A 15,227-nucleotide genomic window follows, 5' to 3' on the forward strand; every position below is an offset into this window, starting at 1 on the left:
GCTTGCCAGATGGGGGTGTTCATAGCACGGTTGTGACACCGTCATGACAGGTCCCGGAGTTCGTTCATGTCCGATACAATTGAAGGCTTCGACCTGGAGGACCCGGTACTGCCGCGTTCGATCAAGAAGAAGGCGCTCGGGTCCGGCGGTTTTCCGTATGACGAGAAGATGGATTCCGACCAGTTCGAGGCGGAAATGCTGCAGGTGCAGCGCCAACTGGCCCTGCTGCAGCACGACCAGCAAAAGACCGGCAAGCGGATCGTCATTCTGTTCGAAGGACGGGACGCGGCTGGCAAAGGCGGCGCCATCTCGGCGTACCTCGAAAACCTCAATCCGCGCTTCAATATCGACGTGGCACTGCCCAAGCCGTCCGATCGCGAACGGACCCAGTGGTATTTCCAACGCTATGTCGACTGGCTGCCGGCGGCTGGAGAGCAGGTGTTGTTCGACCGCAGTTGGTACAACCGGGCGGGTGTGGAGCCGGTGATGGGGTTCTGCACCCCGGAGGAGACGCAGAAGTTCCTCCACGAAGTGCCGGCCTTCGAGAGGATGCTGGTCCGCGAGGGCATCCACCTGCACAAATTCTGGCTGACGATCGGGCGGGAAATGCAGCTCAAGCGGTTTCATGATCGGCGGCATGACCCGTTGAAGATCTGGAAGCTAAGCCCCGTGGACATCGAGGCGCTCAAGCGCTTCGACGACTACACCAACGCGCGCAACCGCATGCTGGAGGCGAGCGAGACCGAGCATGCGCCCTGGCACATCGTGTTCAACAACGACAAGAAGCGCGGGCAGCTCGCGATCATCCGCTCGGTGCTGCACAGCCTCGACTACGAGGGCAAGGACGAGAGCCTGATCGGGGCGATCGACGACAAGATCGTGCTCGATGCGGCCCGCTTCATGAAGACCCACAGCGAGATGTAGCGAGTGGATTGACCAGACGGTCAAAAACCCGTCAACTGACTGTTAACGATCGGCGCGGGAGGGCCTCGCGCGGATCGAACAGCAAGGGCGATGGGCCTGGTGCCCGACACGCCCTACAGGGGTCAGTATGGTGGGCCATGAGGCCGACGCGCGCCACGAGGCAAGCGTCATTCCGCCAGTGCTGGTATTCAACGCCGAGGGGCGAGCACCCTTCGTGCTGGCCTGTGATCACGCCTCAAACCGCTTTCCCGACCGCTACGGTGATCTCGGCCTGACACCGCACCAGCGGCTGATGCATGTGGCGTGGGACCCCGGCGCATTCGCCGTGGCGCTGGAGCTGTCGGAACTGCTGGACGCGCCGCTCGTCGCCTCGACCGTCAGCCGGCTGGTGATCGACTGCAACCGCGATCACGACGCGCCCGACCTGATCCCGGTGGTTTCGGAGCGCACCGACATCCCCGGCAACAAGGGCATCGGCGACAACGAGCGGGCGGAGCGGATCGGCGCCTTCCATGCGCCATTTCACGATGCCCTCGAGTCGGTGCTGGAGACGCGCCGCGCCGCCGGCATCGAGACGCTGCTGGTCACCGTCCACTCGTTCACGCCGGTCTACAAGGACGTGCCGCGGCCATGGCCGATCGGGCTGATCCATGCACGCGACGAGCGCTTCACGGCGGCGCTGCGCGATGCACTGGCCGATGACGAGGCGGGGCTGAATATTGGCTGGAACCAGCCTTACTCGGCCCTCAACGGCGTCACCTACACGCTGGAACATCACGGCGACGGGCGCGGGCTCGAAGCGACGATGATCGAGATCCGGCACGACGAAATTCTCGAACCAGAAGGGGTGAGCCTGTGGGCCGCCCGGCTGGCCCGGTGCCTCACCGCCGCGCTTGGGGCGCGTGGCGGGGCGCCGGCACACCGCGACGACCATTCCATGAGGGCATGAGGGCAATAGGAAGGGGTTAGCATGTCGACCGAACACCATGAGGACGTAAAAGTCCTCCACTCCATGGGCTACGCCCAGGAGCTATCACGACGCATGAGCGGGTTCTCGAACTTCGCGATCTCGTTCTCGATCATCTGCATCCTGTCTGGCGGCATCAACTCGTTTGCGCAGGCGACGTCTTCGATCGGCGGTGCCGGCGCGGGCATCGGCTGGATCGTCGGCTGCTGCGTTTCGGGCTTCTTCGCGCTCGCCATGGCACAGATCGCATCGGCCTATCCCACGGCCGGCGGGCTGTATCACTGGGGCTCGATCCTGGGGAACCGCTTCACCGGCTGGGTTACAGCGTGGCTGAACCTGTTGGGCCTCATCACCGTGATGGGCGCCATCAATATCGGCACGGCGTTCTTCTTCGTGGGGACCTTCGGCTCGTGGTTCGGGATCACCGGGACGCCGGAACAGATCGTACTGCTGGTTGCCGGCATCACTGTGGTGCAGGCGCTGATCAACCACCTGGGGATCGGGCTGACCGCCAAGCTGACGGACGTCTCGGGCTATATCATCCTCGGCACCACCGCCGCACTGATCGTCTTGCTGCTGATCTTTGCGCCGAGCCACGATTTCACCCGGCTGTGGACCTTCACCAACTACTCCGGTGAAGCGGGCGGCAACGTGTTCCCGCAGAGCGACAACATGATCTACCTGTTCGCGCTCTGCCTGCTGCTGCCGATCTACACCATCACCGGTTATGACGCTTCGGCGCACACGTCGGAAGAGACGGTGCAGGCCTCGCGGTCGGTACCGAAGGCAATCGTCCAGTCGGTGGTGATTTCCTCGCTCGCCGGCTGGGTGCTGCTGAGCGCCATCGTCATTGCCATCCCTGACCTGGCGGTCGGGGCGTCGCAGGGCTGGAGCGTGTTCTTTGCCACGATGACGGCAATCATGCCGGGCTGGCTGGTCAACATCCTCTACCTGTTGATCCTCATCGCCCAGCTGCTGTGCGGCCTGGCGACGGTGACGTCTACATCGCGCATGATCTACGCCTTCTCGCGTGACGGCGGCTTGCCGGTTGGCTCGAAGACGCTCGCCTCGGTGAGCAAGCGGTTCCGGACGCCGGTGGCGGCGATCTGGACCGGCGCCATCCTCGAGATCCTGTTCGTGTGGATGGCGCAGACTGTGTCGATCGGCGGGACCAACATCTACACCATCGTGGTCAACGCCACGCTGATCTTCCTGTTCCTGTCGTTCACGGTGCCGATCGCGCTCGGCTTCTTCGCCATCGGGACGGACAAATGGCCGAAGATGGGCCCCTGGGACATGGGGATCGGGCTCTACAAGCTGTTCGCCGTGCTGTCGGTGCTGGGGATGATCCTCATCGTGTTCATCGCGGTGCAGCCGCCGAACGGCAACGTGCTGTGGATCACGCTGGCCTTCCTCGTCCTCGCGGCGATCCTCTGGTTCGCGTTCGAGAACAAGCGCTTCAAGGGGCCGCCGATCGGTGATGCGATCAAGCAGCGCCAGGCCGAGATCGCGGCGATCGAGGCCAAGTTCGGCGAGGGCAACGGCACGGCCAGCGACGCGGCGCCGGCCGAATAATCGAGAAGACAGGGGCCGCGGGTCTGGTGCCCGCGGCCTCCCAAAACCACAACAACGCGTGCCGGGAGTTTCCACATGGCCAGCGCCTATACGCTTGATCAACTGAAGGCCGACGTGAAAGCCGGCACCATCGACACCGTGCTGGTGGCGTTTCCCGACATGCAGGGCCGGCTGATCGGCAAGCGGTTCCAGGCCGAGTTCTTCCTCGAGGGCGCCATCGACGAGACGCATGGCTGCGACTATTTGCTGGCCAACGACATGGATATGGAGCCGGTGCCCGGCTACGAGGCGGCGAACTGGGCCAAGGGCTATGGCGATTTCGTCATGAAGCCGGATATCACGACGCTGATGAAGGCGGCCTGGCTGGAGGGCACGGCGATCATCCTCGCCGACCTCGTCGACCACCATCATCACGAACCGATCCCGCACTCGCCGCGCGCCATCCTGAAGGCGCAGCTCAAGCGGCTGGAAAAGCTCGGTCTGACGGCGAATTTCGCCTCGGAGCTGGAGTTCTACCTGTTCGACGAAGGGTTCAGGTCGGCCTGGGACAAGGGCTACAAGAACCTCACCACCGCCGGCTACTACATCGAGGACTACCACATCTTCCAGACCACCAAGGAAGAGGGGGTGATGCGCGCGGTGCGCAAGCAATTGCAGGCCTCCGGCATCCCGGTGGAGAACTCGAAGGGCGAGTGGGGCCCGGGCCAGGAAGAGATCAACGTCAAGTATGCCGACGCGCTGACCATGGCGGACCGGCATGTGGTGATGAAGAACGCCATCAAGGAGATCGCCCACTTCCAGGGCAAGGCCGTGACCTTCATGGCGAAGTGGGATTTCGGTCTCGCGGGCTCATCGAGCCACATCCACATGAGCCTCGCCAAGGGCGGCAAGAACGCCTTCATCGATAGCAAGGACGGGCTCGGCATGTCCGAGCTGATGAAGCATTTCATGCAGGGGCTGCTGACCTACGCGGGCGACATCACCTATTTCCTCGCGCCCTACATCAACTCCTACAAGCGCTTCCAGGTCGGGACGTTCGCGCCGACCAAGGCGATCTGGTCATCCGACAACCGCACGGCCGGGTTCCGGCTATGCGGCGAGAACACCAAAGGCGTGCGCGTCGAGTGCCGGATCGGCGGGGCCGACCTCAACCCCTATCTCGCCTATGCGGCGCTGATCGCGGCGGGGCTGAAGGGGGTCGAGGACAAGCTGACGCTGGAGCCGGCCTTCACCGGCGATGCCTACGTGGGCGAGAAGCTGCGCGAGGTGCACAAGACGCTGCGCGACGCGATCGCCGCGATGCAGAACTCGAAGATGCTGCGCGAAGCGTTCGGCGAGCCGGTGATCGGCCACTATGTGCATACCGGCAACTGGGAGCAGTTCGAATACGACCGCCGGGTCACCGATTGGGAGTTGAAGCGCGGGTTCGAGCGCAGCTAGAACTCCGGGCACAACGACACAGGTGACAGATGACCGACAGGGTCCAGATCGTCTCGCCCATTGACGGGCGGGTTTATGCCGAGCGGAAGGTGGCCACGGGCGCCGAGATCGATACGGCGGTGGCAAAGACCCGGCGGGCGCGCGAGGTCTGGGGCGAGGTGACGGTCAAGGAGCGGGTGAAGTTCCTCGAGCACTTCCTCGATGCGCTGCTCGGCAAGAACGACGAGATCGTGCCGGAGCTGGCCTGGCAGATGGGCCGGCCGGTGCGCTATGGCGGCGAGAAGCGCGGTGTCGAGGAGCGATCGCGCCATATGATCGGCATTGCCGAGGAGAGCCTAAAACCCTCGATGCGGCCGGACAAGCCGGGGTTCCAGCGCTGGATTTCGCGGGAGCCGCTGGGCACGGTGATGGTGATCGCGCCGTGGAACTATCCGTACCTCACGGCGGTCAACACGATCGTGCCGGCGCTGATGGCGGGGAACGCGGTGATCCTCAAGCACGCGTCGCAGACGCTGCTGGTGGGCGAGCGGTTCGCCGAGGCATTTGCGGCGGCGGGGATGCCGGACGGGTTGTTCCAGAACCTGGTGCTGAACCACGCCGATACCGAAAAGCTGATCGGCTCGGGCAAGATCGACCACGTCAACTTCACCGGCTCGGTGGAAGGTGGGCGCCGGATCGAGCGGGCGGCGGCCGGGACGTTCGCGACGCTGGGGCTGGAACTGGGCGGCAAAGACCCGGCCTATGTGCGGGAGGACGCCAACCTGACGCACGCGGTGGAGAACCTCGTCGACGGGTCGTTCTTCAACTCCGGGCAGAGCTGCTGCGGGGTGGAGCGGATCTATGTCCACGCCGGGGTCTATGACCGGTTCGTCAAGGATTTCGTCGAGAACGCCAGGGGTTGGACGCTGGGTAACCCGCTCGATGCCGACACCATGGTCGGGCCGATGGCGACGCCGCGCTTCGCCGACCTGGTGCGCGGGCAGACCCTGGAGGCGCTGCGCAAGGGCGCCAAGGCGCACCTCAATTCCAAGCACGACCTCGACGAGGAAAGCTCGCCCTACCTCGCGCCGGAGGTGCTGACCAACGTCAACCACCAGATGGCTGTGATGCGCGAGGAAAGCTTCGGGCCGGTGGTCGGCATCATGAAGGTGCGCGACGATGCCGAGGCAATCGAGCTGATGAACGATAGCCCGTACGGGCTGACGGCCTCGATCTGGACGGAGGACCTCGAAGCGGCGGCGAAGATCGGGAGCAAGGTGGAGACCGGCACGGTGTTCGCCAACCGCTGCGACTATCTCGACCCGGCGCTGGTGTGGACCGGGGTCAAGGAAACCGGCAAGGGCGGCGCCCTGAGCGAGATCGGCTATGCGAACCTGACGCAGCCGAAGTCTTATCATTTGAAGGTGGTGTGACTGGTGACCGAGGACGACGCGAAGCAGCTAATCCGGGCTGGGCTTGAGGCATCCTCCCTGCTCGGGCTAGCCGTCGGCGACCTGAGCGGGCGATTGGATGAGGACGAAGCCCGCTCAGTTCGACGCGGCGCCGGACTCGTGCTGGCGGAGATCGACGAGCGGCTGTTCGAACTGGCATTTGCTGCGCAGCCGCAGTTGCGACCTGCGGACACCGCGGAAGCATGGCAGCGGCTCGGCGAGCTCGTTGGTGCGCAAAAGCGATCATAGCCGCCTTCGCAATATTCACCCGGTGGAAACTGGGCATCGGGAGATGACGAGATGACGACCAAGGCCAACTGGAACTACCCGACCGCAGTCCGCTTCGGCGCGGGGCGTATTGCGGAGCTGCCCGAGGCGCTGAAGGCGGCGGGGATTGCGCGGCCGTTGCTGGTGACCGATGCGGGGCTGGTGAATTTGCCGGTGACGCAGAACACGTTGAAATTGCTGAAGGAAGCCGGCTTCGAGGTGGGCGTATTCGCCGATGTGAAGCCCAATCCGATCTCGGCCAACGTGAACGCCGGCATCGAGGTGCTGCGCAAGGGCGGGCATGACGGGGTGATCGCGTTCGGCGGCGGCTCGGGGCTGGATGTCGGCAAGGTGATCGCCTTCATGGCCGGGCAGACCCGGCCGATGTGGGACTTCGAGGATATCGGCGACTGGTGGACCCGCGCCGACCCGAAGGGGATTTTCCCGATCGTCGCCGTGCCGACGACGGCGGGCACTGGCTCGGAAGTGGGCCGCGCCGGGGTGATCACCGACGAGACGACGCACACCAAGAAGGTGATCTTCCATCCGCTGATGATGCCGAAGATTGTCATTGCCGATCCGGAGCTTACGGTCGGCATGCCGGCCTTCATCACCGTCGGGACCGGGTTCGATGCGCTGGCGCACTGCCTCGAGGCCTATTGCGCCAAGGGGTATCATCCGCTGGCCGACGGCATTGCGGTAGAGGGGGTGCGGCTGGCGCTCGAGAACCTGCCCAAGGTGGTAGACAACCCCAACGATATCGAGGCGCGCGGCCACCTGATGAGTGCCGCGGCGATGGGCGCCACGGCGTTCCAGAAGGGGCTCGGCGCCATCCATTCGCTCAGCCACCCTGTGGGGGCGCTGTATGACACGCACCATGGCATGACCAACGCGGTGTTCATGCCCTATGTGCTGGCGGCCAACCGCGACGCGATCGAGGCGAAGATCGCGCGGCTCGCGGCGTATTGCGGGATGCAGCCGAACTTCGACTCCTTCCTCAGGGCGATCAACGGGCTTCGCTCGAAGCTCAATGTTCCCAATACGTTGCGGGACTTCAAGGTGGACGGGACGAAGCGGGAGTTAATCGCGGATATGGCGATCGTCGACCCGACGGCGGGAGGCAATCCGGTGGAGCTGACGAAAAAGCTGGCGCTGGAGATTTTTGATCGGGCGATGGACGGGCGGGTTTAGGGAGCTCAGGGCTTTCCTTCCCACCGGCCGTCATCCCGGCGGAAGCCGGGACCCAGTGCGCGGACTGATCAACTCGCGTTGGCCTCTCCGACCTTGCGGTGAAGGACCGGATGGGTTCTTGCGTACCGTACTTTCCGAGCAGTGGGTCCCGGCTTTCGCCGGGATGACGGCCGGTGAGGGGAAGGCTAGCCGACCCGCCGCACTGTCTCGACCGCGCCGTTTTCCAGTAGCGATTTCAAATGGTTGGTGACGACGTCGCGGAACACTGCGACGGCGGGGAGGTCGTTGCCGAAGACTTCCTGGACGGCGACGAGGCCGTTCGCCAGCTTTGTCGGATCACGCCCTGCCGCATCGGCTATGGCGCGTAGTCTGGTGGCCAATGGGTCTTTGACATCAATGAGTTGGCCGGCTTCGTCGATGCCGGTGACGTAACGCATCCAGGCGGCGACGCCCAGCGCGAGGCGAGGGAACGGCTGCGCAGCCTTGAGGCGGTCGCGGATGGTGCCGAGGAGGCGCTGGGGGAGTTTCTGGGTGCCGTCCATGGCGATCTGCCAGGTGCGGTGCTTGAGGGCGGGGTTGGCAAAACGGGCGAGCAGCTGGTCGCGATAGGCTTCGAGCATGGCGCGGGGCATGGGCAGGGTCGGCATTGCTTCTTCGGTCATAAGCCCATGAACAAGCTTATGAATTCCGGCGTCGGCGATGGCTTCGTTGACGTATTGGTAGCCTGATAGATAGCCGAGATAGGCCATGGTCGAGTGGCTGCCGTTGAGCATCCTCAGCTTCATCAGCTCGAACGGCTCGACGTCTTCGACCAGTTCCGCGCCGACGGTTTCGAAGGGCGGGCGGCCGGCGGGGAAATCGTCCTCGATCACCCACTGGGTGAAGGGCTCGGTCATGATCGGCCAGGCGTCGTCGAGGCCGGTGATTTCAGCGACGATATCGCGGTCGGCGTCGGTGGTGGCCGGCACGATCCGATCGATCATGGTCGACGGGAAACTTACGGTTTGGACGTAATTCGTAAACTCCGTACCCACCCCTCTCAATTCGGCGAACCGGCGCACGATGCGGCCGGCGGTCTTGCCGTTCGAGGGCAGATTATCGCAGCTCATGACGGTGAAGGGGACAAGTCCGCGCTTGTGGCGCAACTCGAGCGCCGCAGCGATGATGCCGGGGGCGCTGACGGGGGCATCCGGATGGGCCAGGTCGTGGACGATGTCGGGGTGGGTTTCGTCGAGCTCGCCGGTCGAGGGATCGTGGCAATAGCCCTTCTCGGTGACGGTGAGCGAGACGATGCGGATCGCCGGATCCGCCATGGTTTCAATGAGTTGCGCCCGCTGGGTGTTGGCATCGAGCACATCGAGGATGGAGCCGATGATGCGCGGCTTGGTGCCCGAGGCGTCGCGGATGGCGAGGGTGTAGAGGAAATCCTGCGGCTGCAGCGCGTCGCGGGTATCGGGGCGGCGGAGCGAGGCGCCGATGATGCCCCAGCTGGGGTTTTGCGCCAGCAGATCATCGACATAGGCGGCCATGTGAGCGCGGTGGAAGGCGCCGATGCCGAGGTGGACGATGCCGGGTGTGACAGCGGACCTGTCGTATTTGATCGCGGGAATGCCACGGAGATGAAGCGTGTCTGAATGGAGTTCGGACATGGATAGGCGTGGCATGTGGAGTCCCCCTGAAGATCGCGGCCCCTCCACCGGCTTCGCCGGTCCCCCTCCCCCGCCMCGCGGGGGAGGATCAAAAGGGTGCCCTCTCCATACCGAAGCTCGTCCGAGACTGCCATACCAGGCGGTTGCGTGGGCGAAATATCCCCGGCATAAGCATCGGGCAGTTGAGGGGAAATGAGCGTGACGAAGCGGTTCGTGAGCATCGGCGAGGCGATGATCGAGATGTCGGGCGGCGAGGAGGGCATGTACCGCCTCGGCTATGCCGGCGACACGCTGAACACCGCCTGGTACGCCAAGGCGCTGCTGCCGGAGGGCTGGGAGGTCGACTATGTGACGGCGCTCGGCGACGACATGTATTCGGCTGAGATGCGGACGTTCATCGACAAGGCCGGGATCGGAACCGGGCGGATCCAGACAATCGCTGGGCGGCGTCCGGGGCTCTACTTGATTCACCAGGAAAAGGGCGACCGGCACTTCACCTATTGGCGCGGGCAATCGGCAGCGAAGCTGCTCGCGGATGATGTCGAGGCGCTGGAAGCGGCGGTGGTGGGCGCCGAGACGGTGTATTTCTCGGGGATCTCGATGGCGATCCTCGCGCCGCGGGCGCGGGGCAAGCTGATGCACACGATCGTCAAGGCGCGGGACGCCGGGGCGACGGTGGTGTTCGATACGAACCTCAGACCGGCGCTGTGGACCTCGCCGAAGATCATGGCCTCGACCCTCACGGCGGCGGCGGCCATCGCCGACATCGTGCTGCCGACGCATACGGACGAGGCGCCGCTGTTCGGCGATGCATCGCCCGAGGCGACGGCTGAGCGCTATCTGGCGCTCGGGGCGCGCGAAGTCGTGGCCAAGGACGGCTCGAAGCCAGCCTTCGTCGCGACGGCCGATGGAGTGCGCCAGTATGTGGCGGCGCCCAAGGCCGAGAAGGTGGTGGACGCGACCGGCGCGGGGGACTCGTTCAATGGCGGGTATCTGAGCGGACGGGCGCGGGGACTATCGCCGGTGGAGGCGGCGGAACGGGCGCACCGGGTGGCCGGCGTGGTGATCGGCCACAAGGGCGCGTTGGTGGCGCCGGAGTTGGTGCGGGGGGTTTAGGGGTTCCTTCAAGCACCCTTCCGATAGGATAGTTCCGTGTCGTCCCTGACCATTCGAGGACCCCGAGATGCGCAAGGTCGTTGATACGTCCAAAGTTCACGAGATTGGGCCGGATCGCACGGTGATCTTCTATGCCGTGACAGGTTGTCTCGCGCTCACGGCACTCGGCGTGTGGATGATCCTGGCGGCTCCCGAGTTTTCCAAATCGGGCAAGATGATCGTTGGGGGCCTGGTGGGTGCCATTGGCTTTGGCAGCTTTGCCTTGCTGGGTATTGCCCGACTGCTCACGGAGCGAGGGCCTGCCATCACGCTGTCCCCGCAGGGCCTCAAGGTCCCCATCATCAGCCCCGATCTCGTGCCCTGGAGCGGCATTCTCGCCGTCAACGAGTGGCGCTTCAATAGACATCGCGGGATCGAACTGACGCTCGATCCTATGATCAATGTGGCAATAAAGCGTGCCCCGATTGTGCGAGTGCTTGGCGGCATGTCCGGCTTCAAGCCCAACACTTTGGTCGTCTCGGCCGTGGGAACTTTGACCACGCACGACGAGCTTTCGACGCTTGTCGAGGCCTACTTTCACCAGTTGGGACCGGCCGAACGTACCGAGGTAGCCACGCCCGCAGCGTAGTATGGCTGCCCTCAGCCGAGTTCCTCGGCGAGTCCGATGAGCAGCCCGCCGGGGCCGCGGATGTAGCAGAGGCGATAGACGTCCTGGTAGTTGACGACTTCGCCGACGAGCTCAGCGCCGCGTTTTCGGAGCTTTTCGAGCGTTGCGTCGATGTCATCGATGGCGAACATGACGCGGAGATAGCCCAGGGCGTTGACCGGGGCGTTGCGGTGATCGGCGACGACAGGCGGCCTGAGGAAGCGGGATAGCTCGAGCCGGCTGTGGGCGTCCGGCGTGCGCATCATGGCAACCTCGACGTGCTGGTCGCCCAGTCCGGTGACACGTCCGGCCCATTCTCCCTCGATGGTGGCCCGGCCTTCCAGCTCGAGGCCGAGCTCGCGAAAGAACTCAATCGTGGCTTCGAGGTCATCGACGACGATGCCTACGTTGTCCATCCGTTTGAGCGCCATGGGTCCGATCTCCGAGGTGTCGTCTGGGCGTAAGTTCAGGGGGAAGCTAGGCCCTGAGGATCTTCTCCATCGCCTTGCCCTTGGCGAGCTCGTCGATGAGTTTGTCCATGTAGCGGATCTCGCGCATGGTCGGCTCCTCGATGTTTTCGACGCGGACGCCGCAGATGACGCCGATGATCAGCGAGCGGGCGGGGTTCAGTTGCGGGGCCGAGGCGAAGAAGGTTTCGAGGTTCGTCCCGTTCGCCATCACATCTTCCAGCGTCTGCTGGGTGTGGCCGGTCAGCCAGCAGAGGATCTGGTCAACCTCGGCCTTGGTGCGCCCCTTCTTTTCGGCCTTGGCGATATAGAGCGGATAGACGCTCGCGACGCTGATGCCATAGACGCGATGGTTCATGGGGCCTCCAGGGCCGCCAGCTCGAACAAGCCGACCTTGCCCTCGATAGAGTGTTGCCGCGATCCGCGGATACTTCACATCCGTTCGTCATCAGCAGTGTGCCCGCTTGACCCAGATTTGCCCAGTCGATGGGGTGGAAGAAATCGTGGCCGGGAAGTTTCGTGGACCTGTCGAATTTCACCCCGGCCGTTCGACTGTGTGTGAACGTAGGGCGATTGGCCTGCCCGAAGCGAGTTCGAGGAGACAGACATGACGCAGTATCTGGTCGCTATTCACCTGCCCGACGATTACGACTCGGCCGCCGAAGACCCGGCGACGCGTGCTGACATCAGTGCGCTCAACGAGGAAATGATCGCCGCCGGCGTCAGGGTTTTCGTTGGTGGGCTGGAGCCGCCCAGCAGCGCAAAATCGCTGCGGGTGAGGGCGCCCGGGGAGGTGCTCGTCACGGACGGGCCGTACATCGAGAGCAAGGAGCACGTCGGCGGTTTCTGGGTGCTGGAAGTCGCCGACCAGGACGCGGCGCTGGAGTGGGGGCGCAAGGCCGCGATCGCCTGCCGGGCGCCGGTCGAGGTGCGCGCGTTCGGCCGAGGCTGACCCGGCCTGGGCTCTAGACGCGTGACTCGATGATCAGCCGCACCCCGAGCACGCCGATGAAGGCGGCGGCGGCACGATCGACCCAGAGTTTGGCGTTGAGGTAGATGGCACGGGGCCTCGATGCCGAGAAGGCCACTGCGACGACGGCGTACCACAGCGTTTCCTGCAGGAAGATCAGCGGTGGCAGGGCCCAGTAGAGCCAGGGCTCGGGGTTGGCCGGGAGGAGCGCGGCGAAGACGGCGCCGAACACGGCGACGATCTTGGGATTGGAGAGCTGGGTGAGCAGGCCGAAGGTGAAGGCCTTGCGCGGGTTGGCGGCGGCGCCGCCGCCGGTTTCGACGGTGATGGGGTCCTTGGCGTGGCTCCAGATCTTCCAGGCGAGATAGAGCAGGTAGAGCCCGCCGGCGACTTTCAGCGCAGTGAAGAGCAGGCCGCCATCGGCCATCAGGGTGCGGAGGCCGAGCACGGCGAGCGCGCCGTAGAGCATGGCCCCTACCCCCATGCCGAGCGCGGCCGCGAGGCCCTCGTTGCGCGACTGGGCGACCGCGGTGCGGACGACGAAGACGAAGCTGGGACCGGGGCTGATGGCGCCGAGCAGCAGCGCGCCCAGAATGGCGAAGAGGGGGAGGAAGTGGTCCATGGGGGCCTCGCGCGGATGAACCGGGCGAGTTGAACGGGAGTTGCCCCGCCGGGTCAAGCCGGGCGGGGCGTGGGGGTGGTCTTGAGTGTGGCCAGCGGCCCTTACATCTTTTCTTCCTTGATCGGCGTGCGGCTGACAATCTCGCGATCACAGGCGTCGTAGGTGATGTAGTAGGGTACGAAGACGTGCTCAGAGTTCTTCTTCTTGGCGGAGAACAGGTAGATGCCCTCCTCCGCTTCCTTTTCGAGCTTCTCGATCATCTTGTAGTTGCGCTTCTTCAGGTAACGGACCGCCTGCTTGACGCTCTGGCAGTCGTAATCGTCGTAGTCGTCGTGCTCCTGGAGGATGGGTTTTTCCTGCAGCCCGCCGGCCATAGCCGAGGGCGCCGAGACGGCGACCAGCGAGAGGGCGAGGGCGGCGAAGGCCGGGCGGGCGAAGCTGTTGAGACGTGCAAACATTGGTCCACTCCATGAAGCAGGCACCTGTTGCCTGCGGGTGAGAGAGGACTAGCGGCCTCCGGCTGAACCGATATGGACCCGCCGGTTCAGTGGATATTCATAAGTCGTATTATGACTTTGCAGACTGCGTCGAGGATCAGAACATGCCGTCGCCGGAGTTGATGTACTCGATCTCCTCGGGGGTGGAGATGCGGCCGAGGGCGGCGTTGCGGCGGGGATAGCGGCCGAAGCGGGCGATGCAATCGCGGTGGAGGATCTCGTATTTGAGGGTGCCTTCGTCGCCGAGGCGCTCGAACAGGCGGATGGCCTCGTCGTGCACGGCGAGATCTTCGGAATGCATGTAGGGCATGTAGATGAAGGTGCGGCGGCGCGGCTCGACGCGCATGTCGTCGCCGGTGGCCACGGCTTCCTGCGCGAGGCGCAACGCCATGGGGTCGGAGGCGAAGGCTTCGGGCTGCTTGCGGTGCAGCTGGCGGCAGAACTGATCGAGGACGACAATCTCGGCGAGGCGGCCGGATGGGGTCTGGCGCCACCAGGCGGCTTCGCCGCGGGCGACGGCGGCATAGGTGTCGCTGAAGCGACTGGCGAGGACCGCGTCGAACTCGGGCTTGCCGCCGAACCAGTCGGGCTCGCCGTGCTCGACAAACCAGAAGTTGAGGATTTCATCGGGGGATATCATGGCGTGCGAGTCTCCGGGTTCACGCTTCATTTCCCATGCATCGGGCACAATGTCACCCGGCCGCATCCGCATCGGTTATGCAGGTCCGACGCAGGAGACTCTTATGCGCCTCGTGAAGCTCGATACGCCGGAAGGCACCATCTACATCAACCCCGAACACGTGGTGGCGGTGGTGAAGGGGCTGCGCGACACCAAGGTGGACACGGTGTCGGGCGTGCATGTGGTGAAGGACTCGCCGGAAGTGGTAGCGCGGCTGCTCGGGATGGAAGAGATCGAGCTGGACGTGACGCCGAGGATGATCAACCGGAGCTGAGACCGGTTACTGGCCCAACAAGTCGGGTCGCTTCATCGCCTCGCGTGCGCGCCGGTCCATGGTCCAGCTGACCTTGACCGCGCGGCAGATAAGCGTGCCGCCAATTCCCAGAATCGAATCCAGTTCGATCTCGAGGTCGCCAGGCTCCAGGTCGGTGCCGTGGAGCGGATAGCGTTTCGGGTCGAAGCGGGCGGGACGAACGTGAAGGCCGCCCAGAACGTTCTGCTTGTGGTTGAAGCCGTCGAGAACAATGTCGATCAGCCGCGCGATCTCGAACGTAACGAAAACGTGGCCCGCATCGAAGATCGACGGAAACAGGTTGCTAACGCGAATGGTGCTCCCACCAGATGCCCGCAGGTTAAGGTCGGTCACCTCGGCATCGTGGAACGACGGAACATCGCCGTAGAGCTTGATCAGCGATGCTGCACCATCGAGCGATGGAAAGGTCGCGCGATGTAACTGTTGGCTCTCTGCGTAGGCCTTTCTCAGGTTCTCGTCGACGCCCATGACTCC

At 64.3% G+C, this 15,227-nt stretch carries 18 protein-coding genes; 11 read left to right on the forward strand and 7 right to left on the reverse strand.

The genetic code is table 11. The features are described 5' to 3' along the window. The first annotated feature begins 66 nt into the window (after positions 1-66). The 7 genes from ppk2 to AC1DYL_RS17330 all read left to right on the forward strand — a co-directional run bounded on the left by ppk2 (position 67) and on the right by AC1DYL_RS17330 (position 7,794). The gene (gene ppk2 / locus AC1DYL_RS17300; protein ID WP_477174121.1) at positions 67-924 is read left to right on the forward strand and encodes a polyphosphate kinase 2; all 858 of its coding nucleotides are present in this window, start codon (positions 67-69) and stop codon (positions 922-924) included. 127 nt (positions 925-1,051) lie between these two features. Beyond that, positions 1,052-1,873, forward strand: a complete 822-nt coding sequence (locus AC1DYL_RS17305; protein ID WP_477174122.1) for an N-formylglutamate amidohydrolase — start codon at positions 1,052-1,054, stop codon at positions 1,871-1,873. 21 nt (positions 1,874-1,894) lie between these two features. Further along, entirely contained in the window at positions 1,895-3,466 is a 1,572-nt protein-coding gene (locus AC1DYL_RS17310) for an amino acid permease (RefSeq protein WP_477150613.1), read from the forward strand. Between the two features lie 75 nt (positions 3,467-3,541). Then, entirely contained in the window at positions 3,542-4,906 is a 1,365-nt protein-coding gene (locus tag AC1DYL_RS17315; RefSeq protein ID WP_477174123.1) for a glutamine synthetase family protein, read from the forward strand. Positions 4,907-4,935: 29 nt separating this feature from the next. Continuing rightward, a complete protein-coding gene (locus tag AC1DYL_RS17320; protein WP_477174124.1) occupies positions 4,936-6,318 on the forward strand; it encodes an aldehyde dehydrogenase family protein in 1,383 nt (460 codons plus the stop codon). Positions 6,319-6,321: 3 nt separating this feature from the next. Further along, the gene (locus AC1DYL_RS17325) at positions 6,322-6,585 is read left to right on the forward strand and encodes a hypothetical protein (RefSeq protein WP_477174125.1); all 264 of its coding nucleotides are present in this window, start codon (positions 6,322-6,324) and stop codon (positions 6,583-6,585) included. A gap of 51 nt (positions 6,586-6,636) precedes the next feature. Next, the gene (locus AC1DYL_RS17330; protein ID WP_477174126.1) at positions 6,637-7,794 is read left to right on the forward strand and encodes an iron-containing alcohol dehydrogenase; all 1,158 of its coding nucleotides are present in this window, start codon (positions 6,637-6,639) and stop codon (positions 7,792-7,794) included. Positions 7,795-7,979: 185 nt separating this feature from the next. Here AC1DYL_RS17330 and AC1DYL_RS17335 read toward each other — a convergent pair whose 3' ends face one another. After that, positions 7,980-9,458, reverse strand: coding sequence for a mannitol dehydrogenase family protein (locus AC1DYL_RS17335; protein ID WP_477174127.1), 1,479 nt, complete (start codon positions 9,456-9,458; stop codon positions 7,980-7,982). 183 nt (positions 9,459-9,641) lie between these two features. Here AC1DYL_RS17335 and AC1DYL_RS17340 point away from each other — a divergent pair, with 183 nt between their 5' ends. Then, positions 9,642-10,559 carry a sugar kinase gene (locus AC1DYL_RS17340; RefSeq protein WP_477174128.1) on the forward strand — a complete coding sequence of 306 codons (918 nt, stop codon included), beginning with the start codon at positions 9,642-9,644 and terminating at the stop codon, positions 10,557-10,559. A 67-nt stretch (positions 10,560-10,626) separates the two neighbouring features. Then, the gene (locus AC1DYL_RS17345) at positions 10,627-11,187 is read left to right on the forward strand and encodes an STM3941 family protein (protein WP_477174129.1); all 561 of its coding nucleotides are present in this window, start codon (positions 10,627-10,629) and stop codon (positions 11,185-11,187) included. Between the two features lie 11 nt (positions 11,188-11,198). Here the strand turns inward: AC1DYL_RS17345 and AC1DYL_RS17350 are convergent, their stop codons facing one another. Next, on the reverse strand, positions 11,199-11,636 hold the full coding sequence (locus AC1DYL_RS17350; RefSeq protein ID WP_477174130.1) for a VOC family protein: 438 nt from the start codon (positions 11,634-11,636) through the stop codon (positions 11,199-11,201). Positions 11,637-11,682: 46 nt separating this feature from the next. Further along, on the reverse strand, positions 11,683-12,030 hold the full coding sequence (locus AC1DYL_RS17355; protein ID WP_477174131.1) for a DUF2200 domain-containing protein: 348 nt from the start codon (positions 12,028-12,030) through the stop codon (positions 11,683-11,685). Between the two features lie 249 nt (positions 12,031-12,279). On the opposite strand from AC1DYL_RS17355, the gene AC1DYL_RS17360 reads away from it, so the two are divergent. Then, positions 12,280-12,624, forward strand: a complete 345-nt coding sequence (locus tag AC1DYL_RS17360) for a YciI family protein (RefSeq protein ID WP_477174132.1) — start codon at positions 12,280-12,282, stop codon at positions 12,622-12,624. Positions 12,625-12,637: 13 nt separating this feature from the next. On the opposite strand, the gene AC1DYL_RS17365 is transcribed toward AC1DYL_RS17360, so the two are convergent. The 3 genes from AC1DYL_RS17365 to AC1DYL_RS17375 all read right to left on the reverse strand — a co-directional run bounded on the left by AC1DYL_RS17365 (position 12,638) and on the right by AC1DYL_RS17375 (position 14,401). Then, positions 12,638-13,264 carry a LysE family translocator gene (locus AC1DYL_RS17365; RefSeq protein ID WP_477150621.1) on the reverse strand — a complete coding sequence of 209 codons (627 nt, stop codon included), beginning with the start codon at positions 13,262-13,264 and terminating at the stop codon, positions 12,638-12,640. 101 nt (positions 13,265-13,365) lie between these two features. After that, entirely contained in the window at positions 13,366-13,722 is a 357-nt protein-coding gene (locus AC1DYL_RS17370; RefSeq protein ID WP_477150622.1) for a hypothetical protein, read from the reverse strand. Positions 13,723-13,858: 136 nt separating this feature from the next. Then, complete coding sequence (locus AC1DYL_RS17375) at positions 13,859-14,401, reverse strand: DUF924 family protein (RefSeq protein WP_477174133.1); 543 nt, start codon at positions 14,399-14,401, stop codon at positions 13,859-13,861. Positions 14,402-14,504: 103 nt separating this feature from the next. On the opposite strand from AC1DYL_RS17375, the gene AC1DYL_RS17380 reads away from it, so the two are divergent. Beyond that, positions 14,505-14,714 carry a hypothetical protein gene (locus tag AC1DYL_RS17380; protein WP_477174134.1) on the forward strand — a complete coding sequence of 70 codons (210 nt, stop codon included), beginning with the start codon at positions 14,505-14,507 and terminating at the stop codon, positions 14,712-14,714. Between the two features lie 6 nt (positions 14,715-14,720). Here AC1DYL_RS17380 and AC1DYL_RS17385 read toward each other — a convergent pair whose 3' ends face one another. Further along, on the reverse strand, positions 14,721-15,221 hold the full coding sequence (locus AC1DYL_RS17385) for a hypothetical protein (protein WP_477174135.1): 501 nt from the start codon (positions 15,219-15,221) through the stop codon (positions 14,721-14,723). Between the last annotated feature and the right edge of the window lie 6 nt (positions 15,222-15,227).

It is taken from the genome of Devosia sp. P1_H9, assembly GCF_056405135.1.